This window comes from Ruminobacter sp. RM87 (genome assembly GCF_000701925.1).
Taxonomy (GTDB): domain Bacteria; phylum Pseudomonadota; class Gammaproteobacteria; order Enterobacterales; family Succinivibrionaceae; genus Ruminobacter; species Ruminobacter amylophilus.
This window is the reverse complement of sequence record NZ_JNKD01000006.1, coordinates 51,081-76,809: the sequence shown is the minus strand read 5'-3', so window position 1 is coordinate 76,809 and position 25,729 is coordinate 51,081. Positions and strand designations below refer to the sequence as shown.

Here is a 25,729-nt window from a genome sequence, read left to right as displayed (position 1 = left end):
ACTTCAATCATGAAAAATGAACTGCTTTCAGTGGTATCATCAGCTGACGGCTCTTTACATTTACCGGAACCACCACTGATAAGACCGAGTTCTCTCAATCTGCTGATTCTTTTCAAATAAGTCTTATACGATATTCCCTGTTCTGAAGTCCACCGAGTGGTGCTCAGACCGCTGCTCTGCTGTTCATAATACTGATTCAGCCACAGCTGATGCCTTGGATGTGTTTTAGTCATAAGATTATCTCCGTAAAATACGGTGACATCTTAAAGCGTTGTTTTTGAAAAATGAATAACCCTTGTTGCGTACACGCTTACTATTAAATATCATGCCTTTTACAGTTTACGTATTCTTTCTAACGCTGAGGCTGATCCTCTTTGGCGTTTTCATTATTATTTTTAATGCGAATCTTCATGATTGGTGTGCTTCCGTGTGTGCACCTTTCTGTCATTTTTTCTAATGAAATCAGATTAGGTAATGAGTTCGCAGAAATGAGAATAGGTGAAATAGTGGATTTGAGTCGCTTTTGCAACAGTTCCAGATTGAAATCCATAATTGATTCACCTGCTTTTATGATGTCACCTTCCTTTACGACAGGTGAGAAGATTTCATTGCTGCCAAGATCTACGGTATCAATACCTATATGAATAAACAGGAGAAGGTCATACGGAATTGTCTTCAGTATCAGTGCATGTTTGGTTTTAAAAATTGATTCAACAACACAGTCACACGGAGCAACAACCTTATTGCTTGTAGGTTTGATGGCAATACCGTCTCCAACAATCTTTTCAGAAAAGACCACATCAGGCACATCTTCAATGGGAATTGCAGTACCTGATATTGGTGCCAGTAAGGTTAAATCAGCATCGTTTTCGTCTTCTTTGGATAATTTGAAATTAAACCACATTATATATAATCCTTATAGAAGGTCGTAAAGTGAAAACATTAATACTTTAAACATGTCAAGCGCTGATAATATCATAACATTTTTTAAGGTAAATATTTACTTAAATTAATTCTCTGACTTTGTGAATTAATCACAAAATGTTTCAGCTTTAGTGCGTACTGAAAAGGTATCAGTCAGGAAAAATTGTCAGTCAATCATTCCGGAGTGTCCGAAATTCTGGACAATGAGGCTTTTATTGAGTTCTATAATTTCCTGTTTTGTGCGAACTGCATTGATTTTGGTAGCAAGATTGAGATCAATTCTTACTTCAAGTTCATGAATTTTTTCCAGAAGTTTGTTGAGGTAGAACGGAGCCACACTAAAGTCCCTTAACCCGATGCTGATGAATAAAGCGAGATAATTGAGGTTGTGAACAAGTTCTCCGCATATGCACACGGGAATGCGGTGTTTTCGTGCATTCTGAACAGTAAGATATATAAGTTTCAGTACGGCAGGTGTTAATTCATCGTTTCTGTGTGTTGCCGCTTCTCTGCTGCATGCTTCCGTATACTGAGTCAGATCATTGGTTCCTATGGAGAAAAAATCCACCAGAGGGGCAAGAGCGTCAGACATCAGGGCTCCAGCAGGAGTTTCGATCATGATTCCTGTTTTAATTCTTCCTGTATCATATCCCTGAGCGGTAAGGTTCTGTTTTACGGTGTTGAAGAGATCAATAAGTTCCATGGTTTCTTCATATCCGGCCACCATAGGAAACATGATTCGAATCTGTCTCTGAGCTGAGGCTCGCAGGATTGCCCTGAGCTGTTTTACCAGTGTGTTTCGGTGATGCTGATTTGTATCAACGTTGAAAGCTGATGACATGCTCATGTACAGAGGAAGCTTATCTGCGTTAAAATCAAATGTTCTGAATGTGATTTCGTAGTTGCTTGGCAGCATGTCCATGATTTTTTTATAAACAAGGTACTGCTGTTCTTCATCCGGTTCCTGACTGCAGTTCATAAACAGAAATTCTGTTCTGAATAAACCGATGCCTGAACTTGGCAGACAGGTGAGTTTATTAATCTCTGAAACGGAATTGATGTTGGCGAGTATGCGCATTCGTTCCCCGTCAGATGAGGTTTTGTACTGAGCCATGAGTGGTTTGATTACATCCACTCTGCTGCTGTCAGTCTTATGGTACTTCTGCGCGTTTTTGTTGGCCTGCCATATCAGTTCATCCAAAGGATCCAGATAAACTCTGTTGGCATAAGCATCTACCAGTACGTTGGTTCCTGGTGCAATAAGTTTTGTTGCATTCGATACGTTGAATATGGCCGGTATTTTGGTGCTTCTAAGGACTATGGCAAGATGACTCTGGGTATTTCCGTCTTCCAGAAGAATCCCCTTGATATGACTGGTATTCATGGTAAGAAACTGAGCAGGTGTTATGTTATTGCATACCAGAATGGAATCTTCGCTGATTTCGGGAAGAACCACCTTCTTTTTTCTTAACTCAAGAATAAGTGTTTCAGCCAGATTATGAATCTCGAACTCGTTGTGCATGACGAAAGGATCGTTAAGACTAATCAGTTCATTGATATAGTCGTGATAACAGCGCATCACTGCTGATTCAGCGTTGCACAGCTCGTTGCGTATGCGATCCTCAATAAGTTTTTTTACATAATTGTCTGTCAGATACAGAATTGCTACATCAAGAAATTCTTTTGCCATAACGGACTGAACATTGTTTTTTTCATCCAGAAAAAGACGATGGGTACGTTCAAGTGTGGTATGGTAAAGTTCGATTTCTTTTTCTACGTCTTCTGGTGCTATATGCACTATATTGACCATCGGCGGGTCATTTTTGAAAATAACAGCTGGTGCACAAGCAACACCTTCAGTTATAACAAATCCTTCTTGCACAGTAGCACCTCTATTGATTCTTTCTGACTCTATAGCGAGTAGGCTGTCATTATATGACTAAAGAAAGGGGTTTAAAAGATGGTGATAGACATTTCATTTCAATAATGAAAAAAGTCTTGTTAAAGCTAATAGTCAGATTATAAATCTTTACGCTAATCTGAATGGAAAAATATCAGAATAATTTAACAAAAATCATGTTTTAAATTAAGGATTCAGATAATGAGAACGTGAAAGGCACGTATTGTAGAATGCACGTTGTTAATTTGGGGGGGCAAGGCCACAAAAACAGCTAAAAATTAGGTTAAGTTTTTATCCTCTGATATAATATAACGTTGCGTGTACGTATTAGTTGCGGATTTTTAAATAATCTCGTCGGATATTCTTATAAAAACCGCCTCAGTGAAAGCGGTAGATACAGAATGTTAACAGTTAAAATAATGAACAGAATTAAATTCATCTTTTTGGTTGCATGTGTGTTTCTTATCAGTGTAACAGGCGCCAGTGCTAATGAAGTGACGCTGCCGTCAACAAATCTTCAAAAAGAAATACACTTTCAGTTACTGGAACTGGCTGTCGCCAATTTTGACAAGAGTTACTATCGTCAGTATATGCGCATGAGACAGAGTGTGGGAACACCTGACTACGGAACAGAACTGGCCATTAGTTATCTAATGGTTAGAAATTTCAGAAACAGTATCCGTTCAATGAGCTGGGAGGATATTCAGAATTTTCACTTCAGAAAGCATGAACAGCAGTTCACTACTAAAGAAGTCGATTTTTATGAGGAAAGTATCAGAAACGGTTCACTTGAACATATTTTGAGAAATCTTAGACCTGAGATACCGAACTATCTTTCGTATCGTCATGAGATGATTGAACAGTTAAGAAGCACAGCATCAGAGGTGGCTCCGTATCCTTTCAGAATGCTGAAGGAAGGCAGTTCAGGAAAAGAGGTGGATGCACTGAAAATCGCTCTTCAGAAACTGGGGTATCTTGATGTGTACAGCCCTATTAATGGTGATTTTGATTTTGAATTGACAGAGGCTGTGAAGAAATTTCAGGAAGACAAAGGGCTCAAGGCTGATGGTATAGTAGGTAAGCTGTCGTACGATCTGATATTTAAAACACATGAATCCAAAGCAGTCAGTATTGCCCGAACAATAATACGTATGAGTGATAGGGAATTGTACAGATCCCCTGAGTACGTCTTTGTTAACATACCAAAGATGGAGCTTAACGTTTATTACTCAAATAAGAGTGTTCTGGAAAGCAAGGTTGTTGTCGGCAGATTTGATCGTCAGACCCCAAGACTTAAAAGTCTTATTGACAATGTCGTTCTGAATCCTACATGGACGGCCCCAAGTACCATTTCAGAAAAAGATTATTTGCCTAAATTACGTAAGGATAGGGAATATCTGACAAAAAAAGGGCTGACAATGTATTACTCAGGTTATGAGATAGACCCGAACACACTTACGGCTGAAGATTTAACTCCTTCAGGAATCAAGAAATTCAGAATAGTTCAGAAGCCAGGTACCGGTAATGCCATGGGGTTGTACAAATTTAATTTTCCGAACAGTGACAGTATTTATCTTCACTCCACAAACAGTCCTGGAAAGTTTAGAGGAGCATCCAGAATGTACAGTTCAGGATGTGTAAGAGTTCAGAAATCAGATGAACTGGCAAAGTATCTGTTAAAAGACGATCTTAAGCCTGAAAGAGTCGATAAAATTATCGAGTCTGCCAAAACAACATGGCTTAAATTGAGCAGAAAGGTTCCTATTTACCTTGCATACTGGACGTCGTACATCGGTGAAAACGGTCAGGTGTATTATCTTCCTGATATTTATCAGATTGATTCTCTCGATGACAGGTTGCCACCTGATTTACTTCAGTCACTGAAATAGAGGTCGAAGCAGAATGAACTCCATGGATAAGACAAAAATTCTGGAATGTGATTATTCCGTCCTGAGATTGGCCGGTTTTGTATCCTGCGATGAACAAGGCGGTGTTTCCGAACAGGTCGTTACCTGTATAAGAAATATTATTAACAGCTATATGGATTCAAACAGCATGACACTGCTGATTCATGGATTCAAGGAAGGTGTCAGGAAAGGGTATAAAACTGACAGGGATATTAAAACACTGAAAAATGCCTATGGAACGGAGATTGATAATTATCTCAAGGTATTGAGTCTTCTGATTACGGTTCTTCTGGCTGATAGAATTACTGTCTTTTCCCGTGAAAAACTTTATGGAATTGCCGCCTCCTTCGGACTGGAAAAGGATGAACTGGATCTTCTGATAAGCAGAATGGATACTGGTCGTTCGGCAAAACATGAATACACCAGATCATTAATGACTCTGATTGGCTGGATAGCTGCTGCAGACGGGGAAATGACCTCAAGACAGAAAGAGTACGCAAATACGGTGATTTCTGAAGTAGGAGACGTAACATCTGACTTTTATGGTGATTTTGTTCATGGTTTTGAGCTGGATAAGGTTCCTGAATCTGAGATAGGTATTGTTTGCGGTTTTCTTTCAAAATCTTTTGAAAGTGATATTCAGCGTTACAATAACGTCAGAATCGGCTGCCTGTGTCTGTTGATTGGCGGAGTAAGAGAAGATAGACGCCCTCCGGCAGGAGAAACCTACAGCAGACTTCTGATTGTGGCGGAGGCGTTGGGATTTTCTGATAATGAACTGAATGCCGTAATAAGGCACCTTGAAAATTCGGAAGACTAACCGGAAAATTCAGGCTCCTGATGTTCTATCAGGAGCTTTTTACTTAATTTAATGTGAATCAGTGTTGTGAGCCACATTATTGTTTTTTATTTTTTCTGCAAAGTTCGGTCTCAGTATATCAACCCATAGAGCAGTGCCTCCACATACTGCGGCAGGAATGATAAACAGATTCAAAAAAGGTATGAGCAGAGATAACCACACGCAGATTCCAAAAATTAGACATGTTTTTCGGTATCTTTTCAGGGCTGGATACGTAGCTTTCAGCGGTATATGATTGTTTTCAAAACCATAGCTTGTAAAGTCCAGAGCATAACACCACCCACCTGTAACCGCGATGACTATCTGGCCTATAACGGGAACAAAAAGCATAACCAGATTAAGCAGCATAATAGGTATTCTATAGACAAACTTTGCCAGTTCACGCCATATCATTGCAGGAGTTTCCTTTAATGTCTGACTAATGGGAATGTCCGGAGTGGGGATGTTCAGCAGGATACTTTCCGTTTTTTCGGCAAGAATACTGTAAAAAGGGGCACCTATTACCAGTGTTATTGTAGTGAACATAAAAAAAGACAACAGAATCACTGCTACAAAAATCACCGGATATAGAATAAAACGAATCCAGTGAAGCCAGTCTGGTGTGATGGAACTGATGAGGTGGCCGGTATAATCAAAAGAATACTTAAAGATGAAGTAGTACCCTATGATCATGAGAATGGTGTTGATGACTATAGGTAGAAAAGTATACCTTTTCATTCCTTTCCCGGTACTCAGACTGAATCCCTTAATAAAATATTTGAATCCAAGGATAAAAGAATTCTGATTAGACTGTTCTCTCATTGATTTAGGTCTCGAATAGGAGTGAATCCGTTCTTTAAATATCAGGCATTATACCGCATTATTTTATGAGAACTCATATAAAATATTTGCAGGTATTGATGACATGATTTTTGATTGCAGCTACTTTCGTGGCTGAAGGATTTGATTAGTTGCAAGATTAACTGTTTTAAATAAGTAAAAATGTTGTAAACTACGTAAAAATGCGTTTTCATGGGATGATGAAAGCATGATAAATTTTAATGTTGCTTTTCTTCATAGAAGAACTGCCTTCATCAATTAATGAAATATGTTGAATACAGTATGGAGAACAGTTTGTAATTTTGTTGTCTTGCTCACTGATAATATTTAGATTAGCATCCTTAAACGTGATACCATATACCCGTAAATGTAAGAATGCCTGGGCAGTGTTTATGATTCAGTTTTGAGCAGAAATTCTGCTGGTTTAATTCTGGAAACGGATAAATAGTGATGTAATGAATAAAAATAGGCAAAAAAAAGCTATATTGTAACTATTTTGTCTAAAATGATGAGAGTGTTTTGGGATTTTTGAGCAGATCGAGCATTTTTTATTTATAATTACCCAGTCATGTTTCGATTGTCTGTTTGTAGTATTTAGGATGGGATTTCCATGGATTTGCAGGTTTTAGTCATTATATTGGGAGCGCTGGCTATAGTTGCTTTTATTGTTCACGGTTTCGTAATGGGCAGAGTAGACAGACGTCCGTTGGTACGTGACAGAATGGCTGAAAGTAATGCAAAAGCCAAGACTCCAACATCAAATGACATGGGGCAGGTTCAGGGCTCCGTAAAGATTATTGATAAAGATGTTATCAATGTTGATAACAAGGAATTTATTGATAATGCTGAGGATGTGGTACTTTCAAAAGATGATGCGGACATGAATCAGAAAGAAGATTCTTTTGAAAACGAACAGCAGAATATCAATAGCATGGAAGCTGTTGATTCACCGGCTGACCAGAAAGCTGAGTCAGATACAAAACAAGAGGTTGATAATGATATGTCAGATAATAATTCCGTAGTTTCAAGTTGGTGGAAGAAGTTTTGCGGTTTGTTTACCGGCAGTAAGAAGGACGGTAAGAATGCGGAAAATGATATGGAACCGTTGTCTGTGTATCAGATAAATGTGCGCAGAAAGGACGGGCAGCCTATCAGTGCTACTACAGCCGTTAAGATTTGTGAGAACTGTGGCCTTGTTCTGGGAGAACATGACATTTATTATTTTTTTGACAAGAATAATCCTAATAATGAGGTTTTCCGTGTGTGTGGCGGTAAGGATCCATACGGTTTTGCCAAGAGTTATCAGGAATCAGTCAGTTATGAGGTACTCTGTCTGTTTATGCCTCTTCCTGAAAGAGGATTTGCTGAAGATGCCTACCTGCAGATGGCTTCTTTTGCCTATCGTTTCGCACACCAGATTGATGGTGAAATGATCGATAATAACAAGAGAGCCATAGGTGAGTCATTTGTACTTCATCATAGAGAAGTGCTGGCTGCATATGACAGATTGAAGTAGTATCTGTCCTTAGTAATTCATTTCATTAAAAATATGGCAGATAACTGCCATATTTTTTCTTATTAATACGGATCAAAGACTGCTATGACAACACGTACTGAAGATTTGCATGAGATGAAGGAGTTGGTTCCCCTTCTTAACAGATATGCTGATGAATATTACAATCAGGATAATCCGTCAGTTCCCGATGCAGAATACGACAGACTGTACAGACGACTCAAAGAATTGGAAAAGGCTTATCCAGACTCAGTTCTTCCAGACTCCCCGACTCACAGAGTCGGCGGAAGCGGTAAAGCCGATTTGGAAAAGTTTGAGCATAAAATTCCAATGCTGTCTTTGGATAATGTTTTTAATGATGAAGAACTGAGTGTCTTTGTTGAAAAGGTGGCTAATGGTCTGTCAAAGGCTGAGCAGGAGATTGAATTCTGTGCAGAACCAAAGCTTGACGGTCTGGCTCTCAGTCTCATATATAAGAACGGAGTTCTCGTAACAGCGGCTACCAGAGGAAATGGTCGTATCGGAGAAAATGTAACTGCTCAGGCTAAAACCATTAAAAACATTCCTCTTTCTTTGAAAGGTGACAAGATTCCTTCTTATCTTGAAGTGCGTGGCGAAGTATTTATGCTTCACAGGGATTTTGAGGCAGCCAATGAATTTTTCAGAAAAAGAGACGGCATAAATGCAAAGCTCTATGCAAATCCCCGAAATGCTGCCGCAGGGGCACTGCGTCAGCTGGATCCTGCAGAAACAGCAAAACGCAAACTGACATTTAATGCGTATTTTGTAACAGAGTGTGAGGGGGCGGATCTCCCTGATAATCATTATGATCGTCTGATGTATGTGGCTTCTCTGGGGCTTCCTGTGAATAAGGAAATTAAATTCGGCAGGGGGCTGGCTTTTTTGCGCGATTATTTTTCAGATATGCACAACAGACGTATGAGTCTGGATTATGATATAGACGGAATTGTTTACAAGGTTAACAGTACTAAGCTTTGGGATGTACTGGGCTTTGTTTCCAGAGCTCCAAGATTTGCCATAGCACATAAGTTTCCTGCTCAGGAACAGATCACTACTCTTAATGCAGTTGATTTTCAGGTGGGGAGAACAGGTGCGATAACACCGGTTGCAAGACTTGAACCAGTACAGGTGGCAGGTGTAACCGTGAGCAATGCAACTTTGCATAATTTCGATGAAATTGAAAGACTGGGGGTGAAGATTTACGATCGTGTGGTCATCAGAAGAGCTGGTGACGTAATCCCTCAGGTAATGAGAGTCGTAACTGAAGCCAGAACCGGAAAAGAGATTGATATTGAATTTCCTTCAGTATGTCCGATTTGCGGCAGTGCACTGGAAAGAATGCCTGATGAAGCGGTTATTCGCTGCACCGGCGGACTTTCATGCAAAGCCCAGTTAAAAGAATCAATCTGTCATTTTGTTTCCAACAAGGCAATGGATATAAGAGGACTTGGCGATAAAAATATTGAGGCAATGATAGATTCCGGACTGGTGAATGCTGTTCATGATTTATATCATCTTTCCGTAGAAGATATAAAAAATGTCTGTCAGAAAACAGATGATGACCTTCAGGTTAATACAGAGACTGATGGAGATGATTCTGAAGATACTCGGAAGAACAGTCCTCGCGGAAGCAAAGGTGATGATACACCACCAGATGATACCGGCATGTTTGATATGTTTGATTCCATCAATAAGGATGCGGTCTCAAATTCCGTTGCCAAAGAGGCTCCTGATTCAGATGGTATCGGAGAATCCAGGTCTAAAAGATCCAAGAAGAGTAAAATCATTGGAGAAAAAGTTGCCGTCAAAATTATGGCAAGCATTGAAGCCAGCAGAACCAGACCTCTCAATCGTTTTATCTACGCCCTTGGTATTCGTGAGGTGGGTGAAAATACGGCTATGTCATTAGCAAGAGAGTTTGAAAACATTTATGAACTCATGGCTGCTGATGTTGACAGACTTCTTGCCATCAAGGATATAGGGGAAGTAAGCGCGAGACACATAGTTAATTTTTTCAGGGAAAAGCACAATCAGATTATTATTGATGATCTTTTGAAGTCACAGCTTCTTGGCGGATCTGGAGTGATACCTCAGAGGGTGAAGCCCGATGATGCTGATTTGGAAAAGATAAAAGACAATCCGTTTAACCTGAAAACTATCGTTCTGACAGGTACTCTTTCAAGTATGAAGCGAGATGAGCTCAAGGCTGTTTTGCAGAATTACGGAGCAACAGTTTCAGGTTCTGTTTCAGCAAAAACCCATTTGGTTATAGCCGGAGAGGCTGCCGGTTCAAAACTGGATAAGGCTACAAAACTTGGAATTCAGATAATGTATGAGGATGAACTGCTGAAGATTCTTGAGGAACTTGAGCAGAAGTAAGCTGTTTTTTGAAAAGTTTAAAAGCTTCCATAATATGATTATGGAAGCTTTTTTGTTCTTCAAATGCTGATGCAACGATTCTGCCTGTTGTCTGTTCAGACAAATGTAAACTTATTTCTTTGAGCCTGACTTAACATTGCTCTTTGCAATATCATTGGTTTTCCCTTTAAGGGTCACATTTTTGGTCTTGGCCGCTGCAGTTGTATTTCCCTGTTTTTTACTGCTCGCCGAAGCTTTGTTTTTTTCTGCAGATGACTTTGCTGTAGTCACTTTGGCAGAGGCTGAATTCTTTGTGGTGGCAGCTGAAGTCACTTTAGTCGTATTCTTTTTTGCTGTTGATGCCTTTGCAGTGGTAGACTTTCCGTTGGCTTTGTTCGCTGTCCTGGCAGTTGATTTGGAATTTTTGCCAGAAGCCAGCTCGGTTTTCTGTTTCTTTCTGGTTCCTTCAGCGGCAACTTTAGTATTGCTTTTCTTGGTCGTTTTTGCAGTACTGATGCGATTTGTTGTTGCCTTAGGGATGGAAGGAGTTTTATCAGAATTAGGCAGTTTGTCTTTCTGTATTCTGTTATTCATGGCAGTCTGAACCAAAGCGTTAGACTGGTCTTTGCAACTCATTGATGACGCATTACTAAGTTCTTCCTCAGCTTTTGCCATCATCTGTTCGTAAGCCTTCTGCTCTGCCTTAATGTTAGCGGCAATAGCGTGTTTTCTGTATGATTCTTTTGGTGGATTTGTCACTTTCTGTAAAGAATAGTTTTCAGGTAAATCCATGTTGTTTATAGGCAGAAGCGCATAATTAACCATAGTGGTAGGTTTGTTTTCATTCAAGAATCCTGGATTGAGTTTTTTTAATCTTTCGATCGAAATTCCGGTTTTTTCTGACAGAGATTTTAAAGTAGTACCGGCTGCGATAGGGGTTTTCTTGAATACCGGTCTGTATGGCATGTCAGGAAATTTCAGATTGTTGTGCTTGGCATTACGCAGAAGATCTGTGTAGGCATGAAGCTTTTCAACGTAATTAACTCCGGATCTTGGCAGAGGAAGACTCCATAAATCAGTAGGTCTGTTTTTACTCTTATTGATTTTTATGGCTTTTAATACTGTACCTTCCCCTAAATTATAGGCGGCAATGGCAAGATTCCAGTCATTGAAAATCTTATAAAGGTAATTGAAATAAGTCAGAGCGGCATCTGTTGATGCAATAACATCCCTGCGCATGTCATAGGTGGAATCAACTCTTAACTTGAAGTTTCTTGCCGTGATAGGAACAAACTGCCAGATGCCTTTTGCACCGGCAGGAGAAACAGCGTATGGGTTAAAGTTACTTTCGATAATCGGGATAACCGCAAGTTCAAGAGGCATATCCCTGCTTTTAAGTTCATTAACAATGTGATAAAGGTACAGATGGCCGTTGGCAAGCTGTTTTTCGAAATATTTCTGTTTTTTCTTAACCTGATTGATCTGCTGGGTTATGTATTTATGCTTGGGATTCACGAGTCCCATGTCGAACACGGCGTATTCCCACAGGCTACTGGTATTACCGGCATCCTTGAGGGCATCCTCTTCATTCTTGTAGTGGACGTTATAACTGTGAATGAGTTCTTCCGCATAGTTATTGATTGTACTCATTTCAACTTCGGATGGACTCTGACAGAGATCAGATGAGACAGCCTCATTTTCAGGAGAAATAAGGAATGCCTCTTCAGGATTGTGATTGTTGGTAACGCAGCCAGCAAGTATAAAGGATACAGTAACAGTCTGAAGGATTTTATACAGTATTTCTGTAACCTTCGTCCTGCAGGAGATTTTCTCCCTGTGCTGCCTTCCTGGCAAATTCATCACATTCATTGTTGTAGATGTCATTGTCGTGTCCTTTCACCCAGTTCCATGTTATCATGTGCTTCGATGTGATTTCGGATAACTGCTTCCATAAATCAACATTCTGTACGTTCTTCCAGTTTCTTTTTTTCCATGAAGCAATCCATTTGGTTATGCCGTCAATTACATATTTACTGTCGGAAAACAGGTTTACCCTGCAAGGCATTTTTAATGCGTTAAGGGCTGTAATTACAGCAAGCAGTTCCATTCTGTTGTTTGTGGTAAGTTTATATCCTGCAGAAAGAACCTTTTTATGTTCCTTGTAAAAAAGGATGGCGCAGTAGCCTCCTTTTCCGGGATTTCCCAAACAGGAACCGTCGGTATAGATGGTTACTTCTTTTAAATTATTGTTATTTGTTTCCTGGTTTGTGTTAACGTTTTCCATGCGTTTTTTATAAAAAAATTAACAACGTATTCTTAAATTATATCACAAAATGGTAAAAACTCAAAATTCTTTATATGCTGATGGCGCTTAATATATAAAATAAATATTTTTAGAAATTATCTGCTGATTAAAAATTTGAGATGAAAATTTTGTGTTTTCATAATTTAAATTTATGTCTGAAAAAAGTGAAATAAGTCTGAATAAAATAGAGTATTTTAGCTGAATATATATAATATAGATTAAGATTGATTTGTATATATAAAAATATAATTAAAATGTAAGGATATGTATAAAATTAAAAAATACTATAAATAATATTCCTATATGGATATACAGTTCAAAAAATAGTTTAACCAAGTGCAATATTCTTAAATTTAATCTTTGAATAAAACGGAAAGTTGGATAGAATAGGTATTTCAAATAAAGAATTTATTTAAGTTTATATACAGAGAAAAATTACCAACAGGGGTGATTTGAATTGCTTTTTTTAGCTTTTTTAGCCTTAAATCTTCGTGGTAATTTGAATTTGCGGAAAATGTGAATGGCTGAAGTTTATACTGAAAAAAATCAAAGAAAGGTGGTGCTGGATACAGAAACCACCGGTAAATGCGATGACGGAACCCCCGGTGATCATCGTATTATTGAAATCGGCTGTGTAGAGATGATTGGAAGAAAAATTACAGGAAAAAAATTACAGCTCTACATTAATCCTGACAGACCAGTCGATGAAGAGGCGTATAAGGTTCATAAGATTTCTGATGAATTTCTGGCAACTCAGCCGAGATTCCATGAAGTTTTTCAGGAATTCTATGATTTTATTGCCGGATCAGAACTGATAATTCATAACGCAAAATTCGACGTGGGTTTTATTGACAATGAATTCAGACTGAATAACAACAATATAAAAGTAGAGAACATCTGTACTGTTACTGATACTCTCGATATAGCCAGAAAAAAATATCCCGGGCAGAGAATAAGTCTGGATGCTCTGTGTTCAAAACTAAATGTTGATGCTTCCGCCCGTACATCTCACGGCGCGCTGCTCGATGCTGAAATTCTTGCCGAGGTTTTTCTGGCCATGACCGGTGGTCAGGGCGAGTTTGAGTTTAATTCATCAAAATCTCAGACATCAGGGAGCTCTCAGCACGTAAGCAGAGTAGCTGTTTTAGGTGATAGAAAAATACCTGTGATTTTTCCGTCAGTTGATGAAGAGGGAGATGATTTTATTTATCAGATGAAACTGAAAAAGATTGAAGTTCCTGCTTTCAAAGGTAAACTGTCTCAGGCTGACTGCATGGTTGCGCTTCGTACCAATTTCTTCGGTGATGCCAAATATATGCAGTATCAGGAAGCCAAGTCTGATATTATTATTGAAGAGCTTGATAAAAGAAGCAAGCTGTACGATGTTTATAAACGAGTTCAGCAGGCTCAGGTAAGCAGAAGAAAGAAATAGTTTCTCTGCAAACGTTAAACAGGTATCCGTCAGAAGTATAAATGTGGCGGTAGATAATTATAAATAGTTTCTAAATCGGTCCATGCCGGTTGTATTTATATTGAGGATGACAATGAACGGTTATGATATAAAAGCTTCTCTTATGGAAGCTGCAGATGTTCTGAACAAATTTCTTTCAGATGATAACAACATCGCCGCAATTGAAGCTGCAGCTGAGATTATGGCTGATTCTCTGAAAAATGATGGAAAGATTCTTTCGGCAGGTAATGGCGGAAGTCATTGTGATGCCATGCATTTTGCTGAAGAGCTAACCGGAAGGTATCGTGAAAACCGTCCGGCATACGGTGCGATAGCAATTTCGGATCCGAGTCATTTATCATGTGTTTCCAATGATTTTGGATATGAATTTGTTTTTTCAAGATATCTTGAAGGCGTTGGACGCAAAGGTGATGTATTTTTAGGTATTTCCACAAGCGGTAATTCCAAGAATATTATCAGAGCTGTGGAAACTGCAAAATCCAAGGGAATTAAAACAGTTGTCCTTACAGGAAAGGATGGAGGAAAACTGGCCGGAATGGCTGATGTTGAAATCCGTGTTCCTCATTTTGGTTACGCCGATAGAATTCAGGAGATTCATATTAAGATTATCCATATTCTGATTCAGGCTATTGAATGTAAAATGAAGGAGGCTGGTTTATAGTCTCCCGCTTTCAATATGACGACAGATTTGTTTATTTAACAGAAAATAAAAAACGGAACTGTAAGTTCCGTTTTTTGGTCTATCTGATTAACAGGATATTAGATAATTTCAACCTGTTCTTCATTATCGGCAGCATTTTCAATTGAGCCGATAACCCAAGCCTTTTCGCCATTGGCATTTAAGATTTCAACAGCCTTTTCAGCGTCAGCCTTATCAAGAGCAACAATCATGCCTACACCGCAGTTGAAGGTACGATACATTTCGTGAGTATCGATGTTGCCGTTTTTCTGTAACCACTTGAATACTTCCGGCCATTCCCAGCTGTCTTCACGGCAAACAGCCTTGGTGTTTGCAGGAAGTACTCTAGGGATGTTTTCCCAGAATCCGCCACCGGTAATATGAGCGAGAGCGTGAATCTTGCAGCTCTTCATTAAGTTAAGGATAGGCTTAACATAGATACGGGTTGGAGTGAGAAGTGTGTCGATTAAAGTACGACCGTCAGACATCTTCTGATCAGGATCAGCCTTAGATACTTCGAGAACCTTTCTTACGAGTGAGTAACCGTTTGAATGCGGACCTGAAGAAGCAATGGCAACAATGGCGTCACCAGGTTTTACTTTAGAACCGTCAATTATTTCGTCTTCTTCAACAACACCCACTGCAAAGCCTGCAAGGTCGTAATCAGGTACGTGGTACATACCAGGCATTTCTGCGGTTTCACCACCGATTAATGAACATCCTGCAAGTTCGCATCCCTTACCGATACCGGTAACTACCTTGGTGGCATCTTCAACGTTTAATTTGCCGGTTGCGTAGTAGTCCAGGAAGAATAAAGGTTCTGCACCCTGAACAACAAGGTCGTTTACACTCATGGCAACCAGGTCAATACCCACGGTGTCATGCTTCTTGAAATCAATAGCCAGACGTAATTTGGTGCCAACACCGTCAGTACCTGAAACGAGAATTGGTTTCTTGTAATTGGCTGGGATACGGCAGAGAGCACCGAAACCGCCTAATCCACCCATAACTTCTGGTCTGGTGGTTTTCTTAACTACACTCTTGATGTTATCAACAAGAGCATTGCCTGCATCAATATCAACGCCAGCATCTTTGTAGCTTAATTTCTGATTGTCCATTGTTGGATAAGCCTCATGTGTTAAACGAAATAAATTGTGAACATTCTAACAAATTTTTATGCATTTTTCATACTTTTAATAATGCTTAAGGTAAATATTTTTTAGCCAGCTGTGAATGCCTGTATGTCTTGAGCTCAACAGATCTGTAAATATGCATGGGCAATTTGTTTAACAGTTTAAACAAGACAGGCCATTTTACTGTTTTAAGTGTATACTTATTCTTACTGTTTATTTTGGTTAACCGCAAAGTTTTATCAATCATTACATCCTCTTTGATTTATGAATTCAGGATAGAGTGTATGATATGCATGTGTTGGATTATTCTGAGCCTATCGAACTGTTGACATTCATGTCTTTCTTATACTTGTAAGGATGGTTTTATTTACTGTCGACGTTTTGTGACTATAGGAATGCGGTTCAGAAAACATAGATTAGATTAATTGCCGGAATACAGGAAGACGGTAATATATTTTGGGAAGAATTACAGATATGATTTTTAACAAAAGTTTGTCCAGTGGTATTTTAAAGGTTTTGGTCACTTTGGCTTGTACTTCAGTTTTTAATTACGGTCTGGCTGCCGGTAATGGGTATACATACAGAGTTCCTTTCGATGGGGATTTCGATTCGGCTCACAGTGAAGCATTCAATCAGATGATAAGCGCGCTCAGTAACGGAAGTACGGATCCTTCAGCCATAAAAGTGAATGTGGACAGTATTATATCCAATGAAACTATTACTGATGACGGACTTCTTGAAGTTTCTTTTTCAGATTCTGCGGTAAGAAATCTTATCAGCAGTGGAAAAATAACAGTATGGTCAGGCCTGAAAGAACCTCTCCTTGTATGGTTAACAAGAGGAACCATGGTTGACTATGTCGATGGTGAAGGTGCTGTCGATACCAAAACGGAAGCCAGAATTGTTGTTTCCGGCGAGAGAGACGGATTCGTTGATGCTCTGATTGCCAGAGGAAGACTGGAAAAAGTAAACGCCATTCTTCCATTGAATGACCTTGATGACATGGAGGCCGTGACGATTTCTGACGTAATGTCCGGAAATGCCGACAAGATTTCCAAAGCTTCCGCTAAGTATACAGGTGGTATTTCCGTGGCCTCTTTGCTAACAGGGAATAACGGCAAACTGCAGTTAACATATCATTTCATTGATGTTGCTACAGGCCAGAAAATTTTTTCGCAGACTGCAGAAGGTACCGCAAGCGAGGTGGTTGATCAGTTCTACAATGATTTGAAAACCAGTTTAGGTACAAAGAAATCATCAGGTACCGAAATAAGCTCTGAAAGAGGAACAGAAAGAGATGTTTCCGCATATCTTGACGGTTATTCTGATACAAGCGGTCTCAAGTTGGGAATGACTCCTAACGGAAACTATCTTGTTCTGATTAAAAACACACCAGACTTTGATGTAATGATGGATATCAAGCAGAATTTCCTTAAAGCTGGTTTTAAGGATGCTGAAGTCGTCGATGTTAAAGGTGGAGACGTTGTATATTCTCTTTCTACTGTAAGAAATGTCAATCCTGAAAAGCTGATGACGGTTTTTCAGGCTCTTGAACCAGATGAATATGCACCGGGGGTCTTTTATTTCAACATTAATGTGAAGAACATTATTGTTATCCCTGATGAAAATAAGGCAAAGAGCACTTCTTCCACAGGTGAGGGAATGCAGAATGCTGATAATAATACTCATGAAGAAACAGAAAGTTCCGTAAATACAGCAACTTCATCAAATGAAAATACTGAGACAGCGGTGACCGGTGAATCAAACGGTTCTTCACCAATCCAGCTGAATAACAGAACTCAGAGAGGAGAACGTGGTCGCAGAAAGAGTGGTAATGCTTATCCGGATCCTAATAAAAAGTACAAAACCGGTGGTGGTGTACTTTAGTCATGCTGTTGATTGAATTTTAAGACAGATCGTGCTGCCTGATGAGTTTGTAATCATATTGGATACTTATTCTTTGTTTACTGTGGTAGCATGATATATCTAAATATAGATGTGCTCTGTATTTTTGTTAGTTAATTTTTAATCAAAATAATTAACATAAGTTTTACAAATGACCTAAAAGTGAAGATTAATCAACAATTTTTGCAATTTTTATCGTTAAAGAAGAAAAAAAATATAGAAGTTAACAACATTAATAATACAATATATGAAGGTATGAGTTTATTATCATATCAGCGTGCGGTTTGCATTGTTTTTTTGCATGCCGCTGTTTGATTTATGTGAAACACAGGTTTGTACGAGATTGAGTTACGATAGAGAGTATAAGCAAATTCCGTTAAGAATAGGATACGGTGAATACGAGGGAACATTTGAGTCTTTCTATGTCACTGATTCTAATCGGATTTCTTATAATTACCTTAAAGAAGCTCTTTCAGGAGATCTCGAGTCAAGTCAGCATTTCATATATCTGTATGGTCCGAAAAACGGTGGAAAGAGTCACCTTCTCACCGCATCAATAAAAGTAGCTCAGGATCATGGCTATTCTACAATAGCCATGGATTTGGCAAATTATATTGATTCAGCTCCGGTATCCATATTACAGGGAGCAGAAGATTGTGATGTGATCTGTCTGGATAACATTGATTCGGTAGCTGGAATTCATGATTGGGAAGCTGAGATTTTCAATCTTTACAACAGGTGGCATGCCAACAAGAAAGGTATATTTATCGTTGTGGCATCCTCTTTCCCGACAATGGCCAAATTCAAAAAAAACGACCTCATAACAAGATTGGGAAGCGGTGTTACCTTAAGTATTCATCCGGTGTCAATTGCTGACCTTCCTAAGCTTCTAATCCAGCGTGAGAATAACAGAGGCACTGATTTGTCCAAAGACTTGGCTGATATTATTGTCAATCGTTTGGGAAATGTTGGTGAGTGTATCGAAGCTGTTGATCTGATTGATTCTCTTGCCGCGTCACTGAAAAAGAGGGTTATTACCAAGACTTTCGTGGAACAGATTGTTAAGTCTGTAAAACAAAAATCGACTAGTGATTACCTGAAAATGATGTAGTTTCTTTTATACTGTTTCTATTTATATTTTTTAAGAATAATTGAAGCGTATTAGAATTCTGTATATGTATTCAGCATATGTAATGAAAGCTCCGGCATTAGTGATGACGGAGCTTTTGTCGTTTGTTACGAAATGCTTTTTGCTTCAAGCTTTTTGCTTTCTATATATTTTCGATTAACCGGCCATTTGGTAAATATTGTTTTTACGAATGTTGCCAGCGGTATTGCAAGAACAACCCCCCAGAAACCAAGCAGACCGCCAAAAACAACTATGGCTACGAGAATTGAGAACGGATCCAGATTTAGTGTTTCTGAGAACAGCATAGGTGTCAGCACATAACCATCAAGAATCTGAATAATGGTATATATTGCAATCAGCCATACCATATCGCCACTGAGACCGAACTGAATCAGACCGATAATGACAATAGGTATTGTAATAATAATCATACCAACATATGGAATAATCACGCTTAAACCGACTCCTATAGCCAGTAACAGACCATAGTTAAGCCCCAAAATACTGAAAGCGATCCAGTTAACCAGAAAAATGATAATCACATGAATGCATTTACCATTCAGGTACTTTGAAATAAGAATATTCATTTCTGCCCAGAAAGATGTTACCTCTTCATGAGAACAAAGATATTTTTTTGATAGAGAGAGAAATTTATCCTTGTCTTTAAGCATGTAGAAGGCAAAAATCGGTACTATGATAAAGTACACAACGAAGGACAGCATATCCATGAATAACGGAGCGATTTTGGTGGTGATGAATGGTGTAACCCATCCCTTGACTGTGCGCATAAAGGAAATGGCGTATTCTTTCATCTGCTGATCGGACAGGAGATCTTTATAGGCTTTAGGCAACTTGTCAGTGAGTTGCTGTAGTTTTGCGGACAGCCAGCTTATTGTTGCGGTACTTTCCTGTTTGTCTTCGTCATTCATCCGTTTTGGTTCATAACCTGATTTTTTCTCTTCCTGTGCTGATGATGGCTCATTTACAGCTACAGATCCATTATTGGCGTTAATATCTGAATTTTGGATGATAGGGGAGGTCTCTTCAACTGTCAGTGCGGTTTCTGCATTTTCAGATATTTCTGTTTCAGAAGAAGCCTGGTCGTTCTGATGAGCCAATGTGTCAGTTTCCAGATTATTCCGTTGAATATCATTTGATTCCGGAGATGTATTCTTAGAAGACATGACGATCTTTTCTTTGAGAATTTCCTGTATGTTTGCATTCTCGCCATGATTTGAAATTTCTGTAAGAGTTTCACTAATGCTTGTGGAAATTCTTGTCAGCTGTTCGGCAGCTGGTGGTATTACGGCTACAAACAGACATATAAAGAATACGATATAACACAGCATTACCAGAATGGTTGCTCCTAGTCTTGAGGCTCCGTGTTTAATAAGAAAACTTACAGGTCTTTCAAGCATGAATGCCAATACCAGTGCCGCCACCAGTGTTCCGAATACATTTGAGAAAAAGTACAGAATCACGAATGCGGTAATAAACTGCAGTATCAGTATTATAGCTGCCGGATTAGACAGGTTTCTCATATACCAATCTTTAAAAAACGATATCATGGTATTATTCCTAAAAATTTTTAACAGTTGAGCGATGTGGCTTATTTTTAATTAACAAATGAGGATACAGGCATTTAAAATCAGGGGGAAATAGATTCTTATCGATGCCTGTTTGGTATGATTAATTTATAAATAATTCACCGTGTCGCGAGGTATTATACTCAATATTTAATCAGTAATAATAAAAAAGTACGTAAATGACTACACATTTAAGATTAAAAACGTGAAAATAATATCTAAAAATATGCAAATTAAGATAGTTTTATCTTAAATCAAAGAAGAATATTGTGGAATGACAGGGATCTTCCGAATATGGCTAAATTAACGTATGAAATGACTGAATTTAAAGTAGTTTCTCTTGTCTAATTCTAAGCTCGGATACCTGTGGATAAATACGAAAATGAAATTTAAGTTAAGCGGTTTAATGGCTGTTCTTGCCGTATGTATGATGAGTTCGTCTGTTTGTGCAGATGACGTGGCCGGAATAACGGATTTTGGTACAGCAGGGGTAAGAGCCATAACAGTAGAAAAAGAGAAGGAAATGGGGGAACTGTTCGTTACAGTTGCAAAGTCTCAGCTTCCTGTTATATACGATCCCGTTTTGGAACAGTATGTTGCTTCTCTTCTGTCCAGAATGGCTGCCAGGGCTGACGGAGTCAAATATCCTTTTGAACCTATAATTGTAGAAGATCACACCATAAATGCCGCAGCATTTTTTGGTGGAAAGATCATGCTTAACAGCGGACTGATAGTCGCAACCGACAACGAGAGTCAGCTGGCATCAGTTCTTGCTCATGAAATGACTCATGTCACTCAGCGACATCTTGCAAGAAGTATGGAAGCCAGACAGGATGCCATGGTCACGGGGATTGCAGGTATAGTAGGGAGTCTTATATTGGGAGTGATAAACCCTGCCGTAGGTATGGCCGGTGTTTCCGCTTCCATTGGAGGAATGGCTCAGAGTAATATCAATTATACCAGGGCGAACGAATACGAGGCTGACAGACTGGGTATAGATCTGCTTTATAATTCGGGGTTCAATCCCAATGCAATGGCCGATATGATGAGAAAGCTTCAGGTAAGAGGTGAAAATTTTAATCCTGCTTTTGAAATGCTTCTTACCCACCCGTTATCTTCAAAACGTGTGGCTGAAGCTGAAAACCGAGCCAGATTCTATAAGGTTAAACCATATTATGAAAGCATTGATTTTTCATTTGCCAAAAGCAGAGTTGAGGTCAGGTACAGCAATATAAGCCCAAAGTTTAACCTGGAAGCTGCAAAACAGCGTCTTACCAAATCTCAGAATGATTACGGTTCCTGGTACATGATGGCTCTTGCGGCTCTGGAGCTTAATGATTACGCAACGGCAGAAAAGGCTCTGAACAAGCTGAAGGTTGATTACGGCAGAAATCTTTTTGTCATTGATACCTTAACAGATTTTTATGTTGCAAAAGGTGAATATGCTAAAGCTGAATCTCTTCTTAAAGAAATGATAAAAAGCAAGGGTGAACAGGAAGTTTTTATAGTCAATCTTGCAAATGTTTATATAGAATCAAAAAATTATGCAAAAGCTGAAAATCTTCTGAAGAGATATCGTCGCAATGCTAAATCAGTTACAGCGGATTCATTATTGAAAACAGCCTACATGAAACAGAATAAGACTTGTGAACTGTACCAGATTAACACTGATATTCTGGAATCGAAAGGACAGTGGAATCAGGCTATTAACAGTGTAAATGAAGCCCTCAGATACTGCAATGAAAAGAATACGGTTCTTCGACTTAAGGCTTTGGCTTCAAGAATTGTTGAAGAACGTGACTTTTACGACAAGCTCATAGCTCAGTAGTCTTATAAACAAACAGGCAACCAGCCGTTTCGTGAAGGTTGCCTGTTTTGATTTGCAGTATGGATTAATACATGATTGTGTACAGTTTGCTACGATATCTTGACTGCTTAGGATCTCCGTTCATGGTTGAGATGATGTCCAGATAAACCTGCTTAAGGTTTCCAGCGTTGAGATCTTTTCTCAAATATCCCAACAGCAGATCCAGAGCATCTGTTGCTTTTCCGGACTGACTGAGTGCAGTACATAACTTTTCAACGTTGTCCAAATCATTCGGATTTTGTTTGAGCTTTTCCTGAAGAATATCAATTTCAGGGTTCTGTTGATTTTTTTCAGCCAAAGTAAGTGCGGCTTCAAGATCGGTGTAGATTTTATCTAATCTGCTGTTAGGATCCACTCCTTCCAGTGCTGTTCTGGCTTCACTTAATTTTTTGGCCTTAATGGCAATTTCTACATATGCAAATCTGATATTGATATCGTTTGGTGCCAGAGCAAATGCATCTGCGATTTTTGCAAAAGAGCCATTGACGTTATTTTCGCTGAGTAACTTGGTTGCTTCATGAAGTAAAATCTGTTCTTTGGCTGGCATCAGTCCGGCAACAATTGCGGAGGCACTGTCTGGATTTGATAATTCAGCACTGCTTATAATGTCTACAGGTCTCCCGTTTTTGAATACACAGATACTTGGCAGTGATGATATCTGCAATTGCATGCATATTGACTGGATTACAGGATCTGCCGCGTTACCTTTAGCTAAAGTCAGAAATTCATTCTGTTGGCCAACGGTGTTTTCAATAGCTGTAGTAACAGCTTGAGTCTGCTGATTATTATGATCGTAAACATAAAAAAGGATTGTTTTTTCAGCGGATTTTGCAACAAGTTCTTCCTGAATATTTGATTGATTAACTTCTATAATCATGGGCATTTATCCTTTTGTATTGGATAAGGTGAAAAAAATATACTCTCTACAGTCTATTACATAGTGTCTAAGAGAGTATATTCAAGTACCTTAGTTTGAGAATTTGTTAAGCAGCTTTCTGGCTTTGATGAGAGTACTCATGTTTGGCTGTACTCTTTCTGAATCATTGTCCGTGTAGATTATTGTATTTTCGTGTTTGTCAAAGATAGTGGTCTGATCCGGACTTATGATGTGAAGTTCATCCTGGCTGCCACTAATTACCCAAGGCCTGTTTTGAATTTCTCTCAGGTTGGCACCTGTCGTGTAATCGGCTTCTTCATTCTGGATACCGAGAATTTCACGGGCAATGGTAGGAGCAATATCCTGTGATGATGTTATTGCAGAAATTTTGGCCGGAATAACGGCGTCAGGCCAACTGATGACAAGCGGAACATGGTGATATTCACGACTGTACTTACTGCTGCTGTCTTTAAAGAACTTGCTGATATTGTAACCAGAACTGGAGGTTACTATTATTACCGTGTTTTTGGCATATCCTGAATCAACCACTGTTTTGAACAGCTGTCCAAGTAATCTGTCTGTCTGATACAGACAGTTCAGATATCTGTTGTGCAGATGCTCGTCATCCTTGTCTTTATCAAGTGAATCCAGATTGATATTTCTTGAGGCTATCTGAGGCCTGTATATGATTTGAGCATCAGAGTCAAGATAGAGTGTGCTAGGTGATGTAAGTTTTATGGTGGTGAACTGTGGACGATATCCCCATTCGTCTGCAGATATCCACTTTACAGCATTCTGAATTGTTTGAATGTCGGTTGAATAAGATTTGATATTCTTGGGTCTGACCCCGCTGATAGAAGCCAGTTGTTTTCCGGTTGAGCTTGCAGAGCCGGTTATATATCCGGTGATTTTATAATCCTGCTGCAACATTTCGGTAATAATTACAGGAGAATACTTTTCCGCCTGAACAGTCTTTATGTATTGAGCAGGAATTCCGTAAATCATCTCGAAACTTGCGGAAATGTCAGTATCATTTCCTAGGTAGTTCTTGATATATGAGTCATGCTGTTTGGCAAAATCGGTCAGATTTGGCATATATTCTGAAGTCATGTGCTCGAAATTTAACCCATCAATAGTAATCAAGAGCACGTTGTAAGGATTTTCAGAAGGGGTTACTTTTATTGAACTGAGAGGGTATTTTAGTTTTTCTGATGTCTGGCTGACAACTCTCTCAATCTGAGTGCTCTCACTATTACCGGAATATACCAGAAGTCCGTGTTCCTTGAGGAAGGTATTGGCTGTCATTGGGTAGTAAGCAGGAAATATTGATTTCTGCTGCGTAATTGGGACGTATTTGTATGCATTTGCCCAGATATGCATGATGTGTGTAGTCAGAAAAGAAACAATGAAAATACACGTGAGGAACACTGTAATTTTCTGATATCTGTGAAGGTAGTGATTTCTCCATGCAAGTTTAGAGAAAAGATATTCTATGAAACCTACGACTGGTGTGGCTATATACAGAAAATTGTAATTCAGACCTGTGGAAAAACCTTCCTGCGAGAAGAAAATCTGCAGAACAGACAGATTAAGGTGGATTTTAATTGCCTGATAAAGTTTTACGTCTATCAGCATAACCGTCATGAAGACAGTAGCTAGTATGATGGATAAAACTCTGTAAGTTCGTGTGGATCTGCACAGGAACGTTAACGGGAAAAAAATTAAGATGTAGATGATGAATACTAGAAAACTGAAATGGCCGAGCCAACTGATTATAAGATAGGTTGCTCCCAATCCTGTTGATGGGGTAGGGGCGTTATAAAGGTATGCACAACCGATAAGCAGAGCAAGAAAAATATTCAGCAGAACAAACCAGTGTCCCCAGCTGATTGAACGGGAAACTTCATCTTTGTATGTGAAATAGCTACTGTAATTAATACTGTTCATTTCAGAAATACCAAAGCACAACCATAAAGTATAATACAGGATTTATCTGAAAATAATCATATCTGTCATCCCGTACGTTTTACATATTTTACTACATATATTAAAAATTGGGCGATTTAAAGTTTATAAATGGGAATAAAGACCAGAATAACTCTTTGTGCAGGTTGCTCAGTATTGCGTCTAGAGAATGCGCTGGTGCAGTTAAGTAATATTTTAGATTTATGCTTTTGCATAATATTTTAATACTTAGATATTGGTGCATGATTAAGATTTTTTTATGATGTCTGAATTAATCCTGTGAAAAGTGTTTTTGTATAACGTATATCCCGCTTCTAAATAAAGAGATATAAATATAGGTGAAATAGTATTTGTAAAGCAAATACTAGTTATATCGGTGAATTATTTATGTTGTATTTCAATGAAAAACAATTCAAATAATTTAATGTTTTAAAAAGAATGCCTGTAATAGACGAAATAAATATTATTTTGATGTCAGGTCATTTATTTAAAAATGATGAAAAAGTAATCA

At 38.8% G+C, this 25,729-nt stretch carries 19 protein-coding genes; 9 read left to right on the top strand and 10 right to left on the bottom strand.

What is annotated here, in order from left to right; genetic code table 11:
• The 3 genes from T489_RS0103045 to ptsP form a co-directional block, all read right to left on the bottom strand.
• Positions 1-233 (bottom strand): hypothetical protein (locus T489_RS0103045; protein ID WP_031578571.1); only part of this gene is annotated, 233 nt, incomplete at its 3' end.
• A 119-nt stretch (positions 234-352) separates the two neighbouring features.
• Positions 353-904: a PTS sugar transporter subunit IIA gene (locus T489_RS0103040; RefSeq protein ID WP_051621742.1), complete on the bottom strand. Its 552-nt coding sequence runs from the start codon at positions 902-904 to the stop codon at positions 353-355.
• A gap of 186 nt (positions 905-1,090) precedes the next feature.
• Complete coding sequence (gene ptsP / locus T489_RS0103035) at positions 1,091-2,806, bottom strand: phosphoenolpyruvate--protein phosphotransferase (protein WP_031578569.1); 1,716 nt, start codon at positions 2,804-2,806, stop codon at positions 1,091-1,093.
• A gap of 419 nt (positions 2,807-3,225) precedes the next feature.
• Here ptsP and T489_RS14065 point away from each other — a divergent pair, with 419 nt between their 5' ends.
• Both T489_RS14065 and T489_RS0103025 read left to right on the top strand, forming a co-directional pair.
• Positions 3,226-4,713, top strand: a complete 1,488-nt coding sequence (locus T489_RS14065) for a L,D-transpeptidase family protein (RefSeq protein WP_051621741.1) — start codon at positions 3,226-3,228, stop codon at positions 4,711-4,713.
• 22 nt (positions 4,714-4,735) lie between these two features.
• Complete coding sequence (locus T489_RS0103025; RefSeq protein WP_031578567.1) at positions 4,736-5,551, top strand: hypothetical protein; 816 nt, start codon at positions 4,736-4,738, stop codon at positions 5,549-5,551.
• A 48-nt stretch (positions 5,552-5,599) separates the two neighbouring features.
• On the opposite strand, the gene cysZ is transcribed toward T489_RS0103025, so the two are convergent.
• Positions 5,600-6,391 carry a sulfate transporter CysZ gene (gene cysZ / locus T489_RS0103020; RefSeq protein WP_031578566.1) on the bottom strand — a complete coding sequence of 264 codons (792 nt, stop codon included), beginning with the start codon at positions 6,389-6,391 and terminating at the stop codon, positions 5,600-5,602.
• Between the two features lie 628 nt (positions 6,392-7,019).
• On the opposite strand from cysZ, the gene T489_RS0103015 reads away from it, so the two are divergent.
• The gene (locus T489_RS0103015) at positions 7,020-7,925 is read left to right on the top strand and encodes a cell division protein ZipA C-terminal FtsZ-binding domain-containing protein (protein WP_031578565.1); all 906 of its coding nucleotides are present in this window, start codon (positions 7,020-7,022) and stop codon (positions 7,923-7,925) included.
• A gap of 84 nt (positions 7,926-8,009) precedes the next feature.
• Complete coding sequence (gene ligA / locus T489_RS0103010; RefSeq protein WP_031578564.1) at positions 8,010-10,322, top strand: NAD-dependent DNA ligase LigA; 2,313 nt, start codon at positions 8,010-8,012, stop codon at positions 10,320-10,322.
• Positions 10,323-10,433: 111 nt separating this feature from the next.
• Here ligA and T489_RS14060 read toward each other — a convergent pair whose 3' ends face one another.
• Both T489_RS14060 and rnhA read right to left on the bottom strand, forming a co-directional pair.
• Complete coding sequence (locus tag T489_RS14060) at positions 10,434-12,185, bottom strand: transglycosylase SLT domain-containing protein (protein WP_084155383.1); 1,752 nt, start codon at positions 12,183-12,185, stop codon at positions 10,434-10,436.
• Positions 12,091-12,585 (bottom strand): ribonuclease HI, encoded by a 495-nt coding sequence (rnhA, locus tag T489_RS0103000; protein ID WP_051621739.1) that lies wholly within the window; start codon positions 12,583-12,585, stop codon positions 12,091-12,093. Before rnhA ends, T489_RS14060 begins: the two co-directional genes overlap by 95 nt.
• Positions 12,586-13,126: 541 nt before the next feature.
• Here rnhA and dnaQ point away from each other — a divergent pair.
• On the top strand, positions 13,127-14,038 hold the full coding sequence (gene dnaQ / locus T489_RS0102995) for a DNA polymerase III subunit epsilon (RefSeq protein WP_084155382.1): 912 nt from the start codon (positions 13,127-13,129) through the stop codon (positions 14,036-14,038).
• A gap of 112 nt (positions 14,039-14,150) precedes the next feature.
• Positions 14,151-14,738 (top strand): D-sedoheptulose 7-phosphate isomerase, encoded by a 588-nt coding sequence (lpcA, locus tag T489_RS0102990; RefSeq protein ID WP_031578560.1) that lies wholly within the window; start codon positions 14,151-14,153, stop codon positions 14,736-14,738.
• Positions 14,739-14,836: 98 nt separating this feature from the next.
• Here lpcA and purM read toward each other — a convergent pair whose 3' ends face one another.
• Entirely contained in the window at positions 14,837-15,874 is a 1,038-nt protein-coding gene (purM, locus tag T489_RS0102985) for a phosphoribosylformylglycinamidine cyclo-ligase (protein WP_031578559.1), read from the bottom strand.
• Positions 15,875-16,414: 540 nt separating this feature from the next.
• Here purM and T489_RS0102975 point away from each other — a divergent pair.
• Positions 16,415-17,776: a DUF2066 domain-containing protein gene (locus T489_RS0102975; RefSeq protein WP_198020403.1), complete on the top strand. Its 1,362-nt coding sequence runs from the start codon at positions 16,415-16,417 to the stop codon at positions 17,774-17,776.
• Between the two features lie 361 nt (positions 17,777-18,137).
• Entirely contained in the window at positions 18,138-18,905 is a 768-nt protein-coding gene (locus tag T489_RS0102970; protein WP_031578557.1) for a DnaA ATPase domain-containing protein, read from the top strand.
• A 125-nt stretch (positions 18,906-19,030) separates the two neighbouring features.
• Here T489_RS0102970 and T489_RS14055 read toward each other — a convergent pair whose 3' ends face one another.
• Positions 19,031-20,464, bottom strand: a complete 1,434-nt coding sequence (locus T489_RS14055; RefSeq protein WP_051621738.1) for an AI-2E family transporter — start codon at positions 20,462-20,464, stop codon at positions 19,031-19,033.
• A 427-nt stretch (positions 20,465-20,891) separates the two neighbouring features.
• Between T489_RS14055 and T489_RS0102960 the strand changes: the two genes are divergently transcribed.
• A complete protein-coding gene (locus T489_RS0102960) occupies positions 20,892-22,337 on the top strand; it encodes a M48 family metalloprotease (protein ID WP_051621737.1) in 1,446 nt (481 codons plus the stop codon).
• A 64-nt stretch (positions 22,338-22,401) separates the two neighbouring features.
• Here the strand turns inward: T489_RS0102960 and T489_RS0102955 are convergent, their stop codons facing one another.
• Both T489_RS0102955 and T489_RS0102950 read right to left on the bottom strand, forming a co-directional pair.
• Entirely contained in the window at positions 22,402-23,253 is an 852-nt protein-coding gene (locus T489_RS0102955; protein ID WP_031578553.1) for a co-chaperone YbbN, read from the bottom strand.
• Between the two features lie 90 nt (positions 23,254-23,343).
• Complete coding sequence (locus tag T489_RS0102950; RefSeq protein WP_031578552.1) at positions 23,344-25,200, bottom strand: DUF3413 domain-containing protein; 1,857 nt, start codon at positions 25,198-25,200, stop codon at positions 23,344-23,346.
• Between the last annotated feature and the right edge of the window lie 529 nt (positions 25,201-25,729).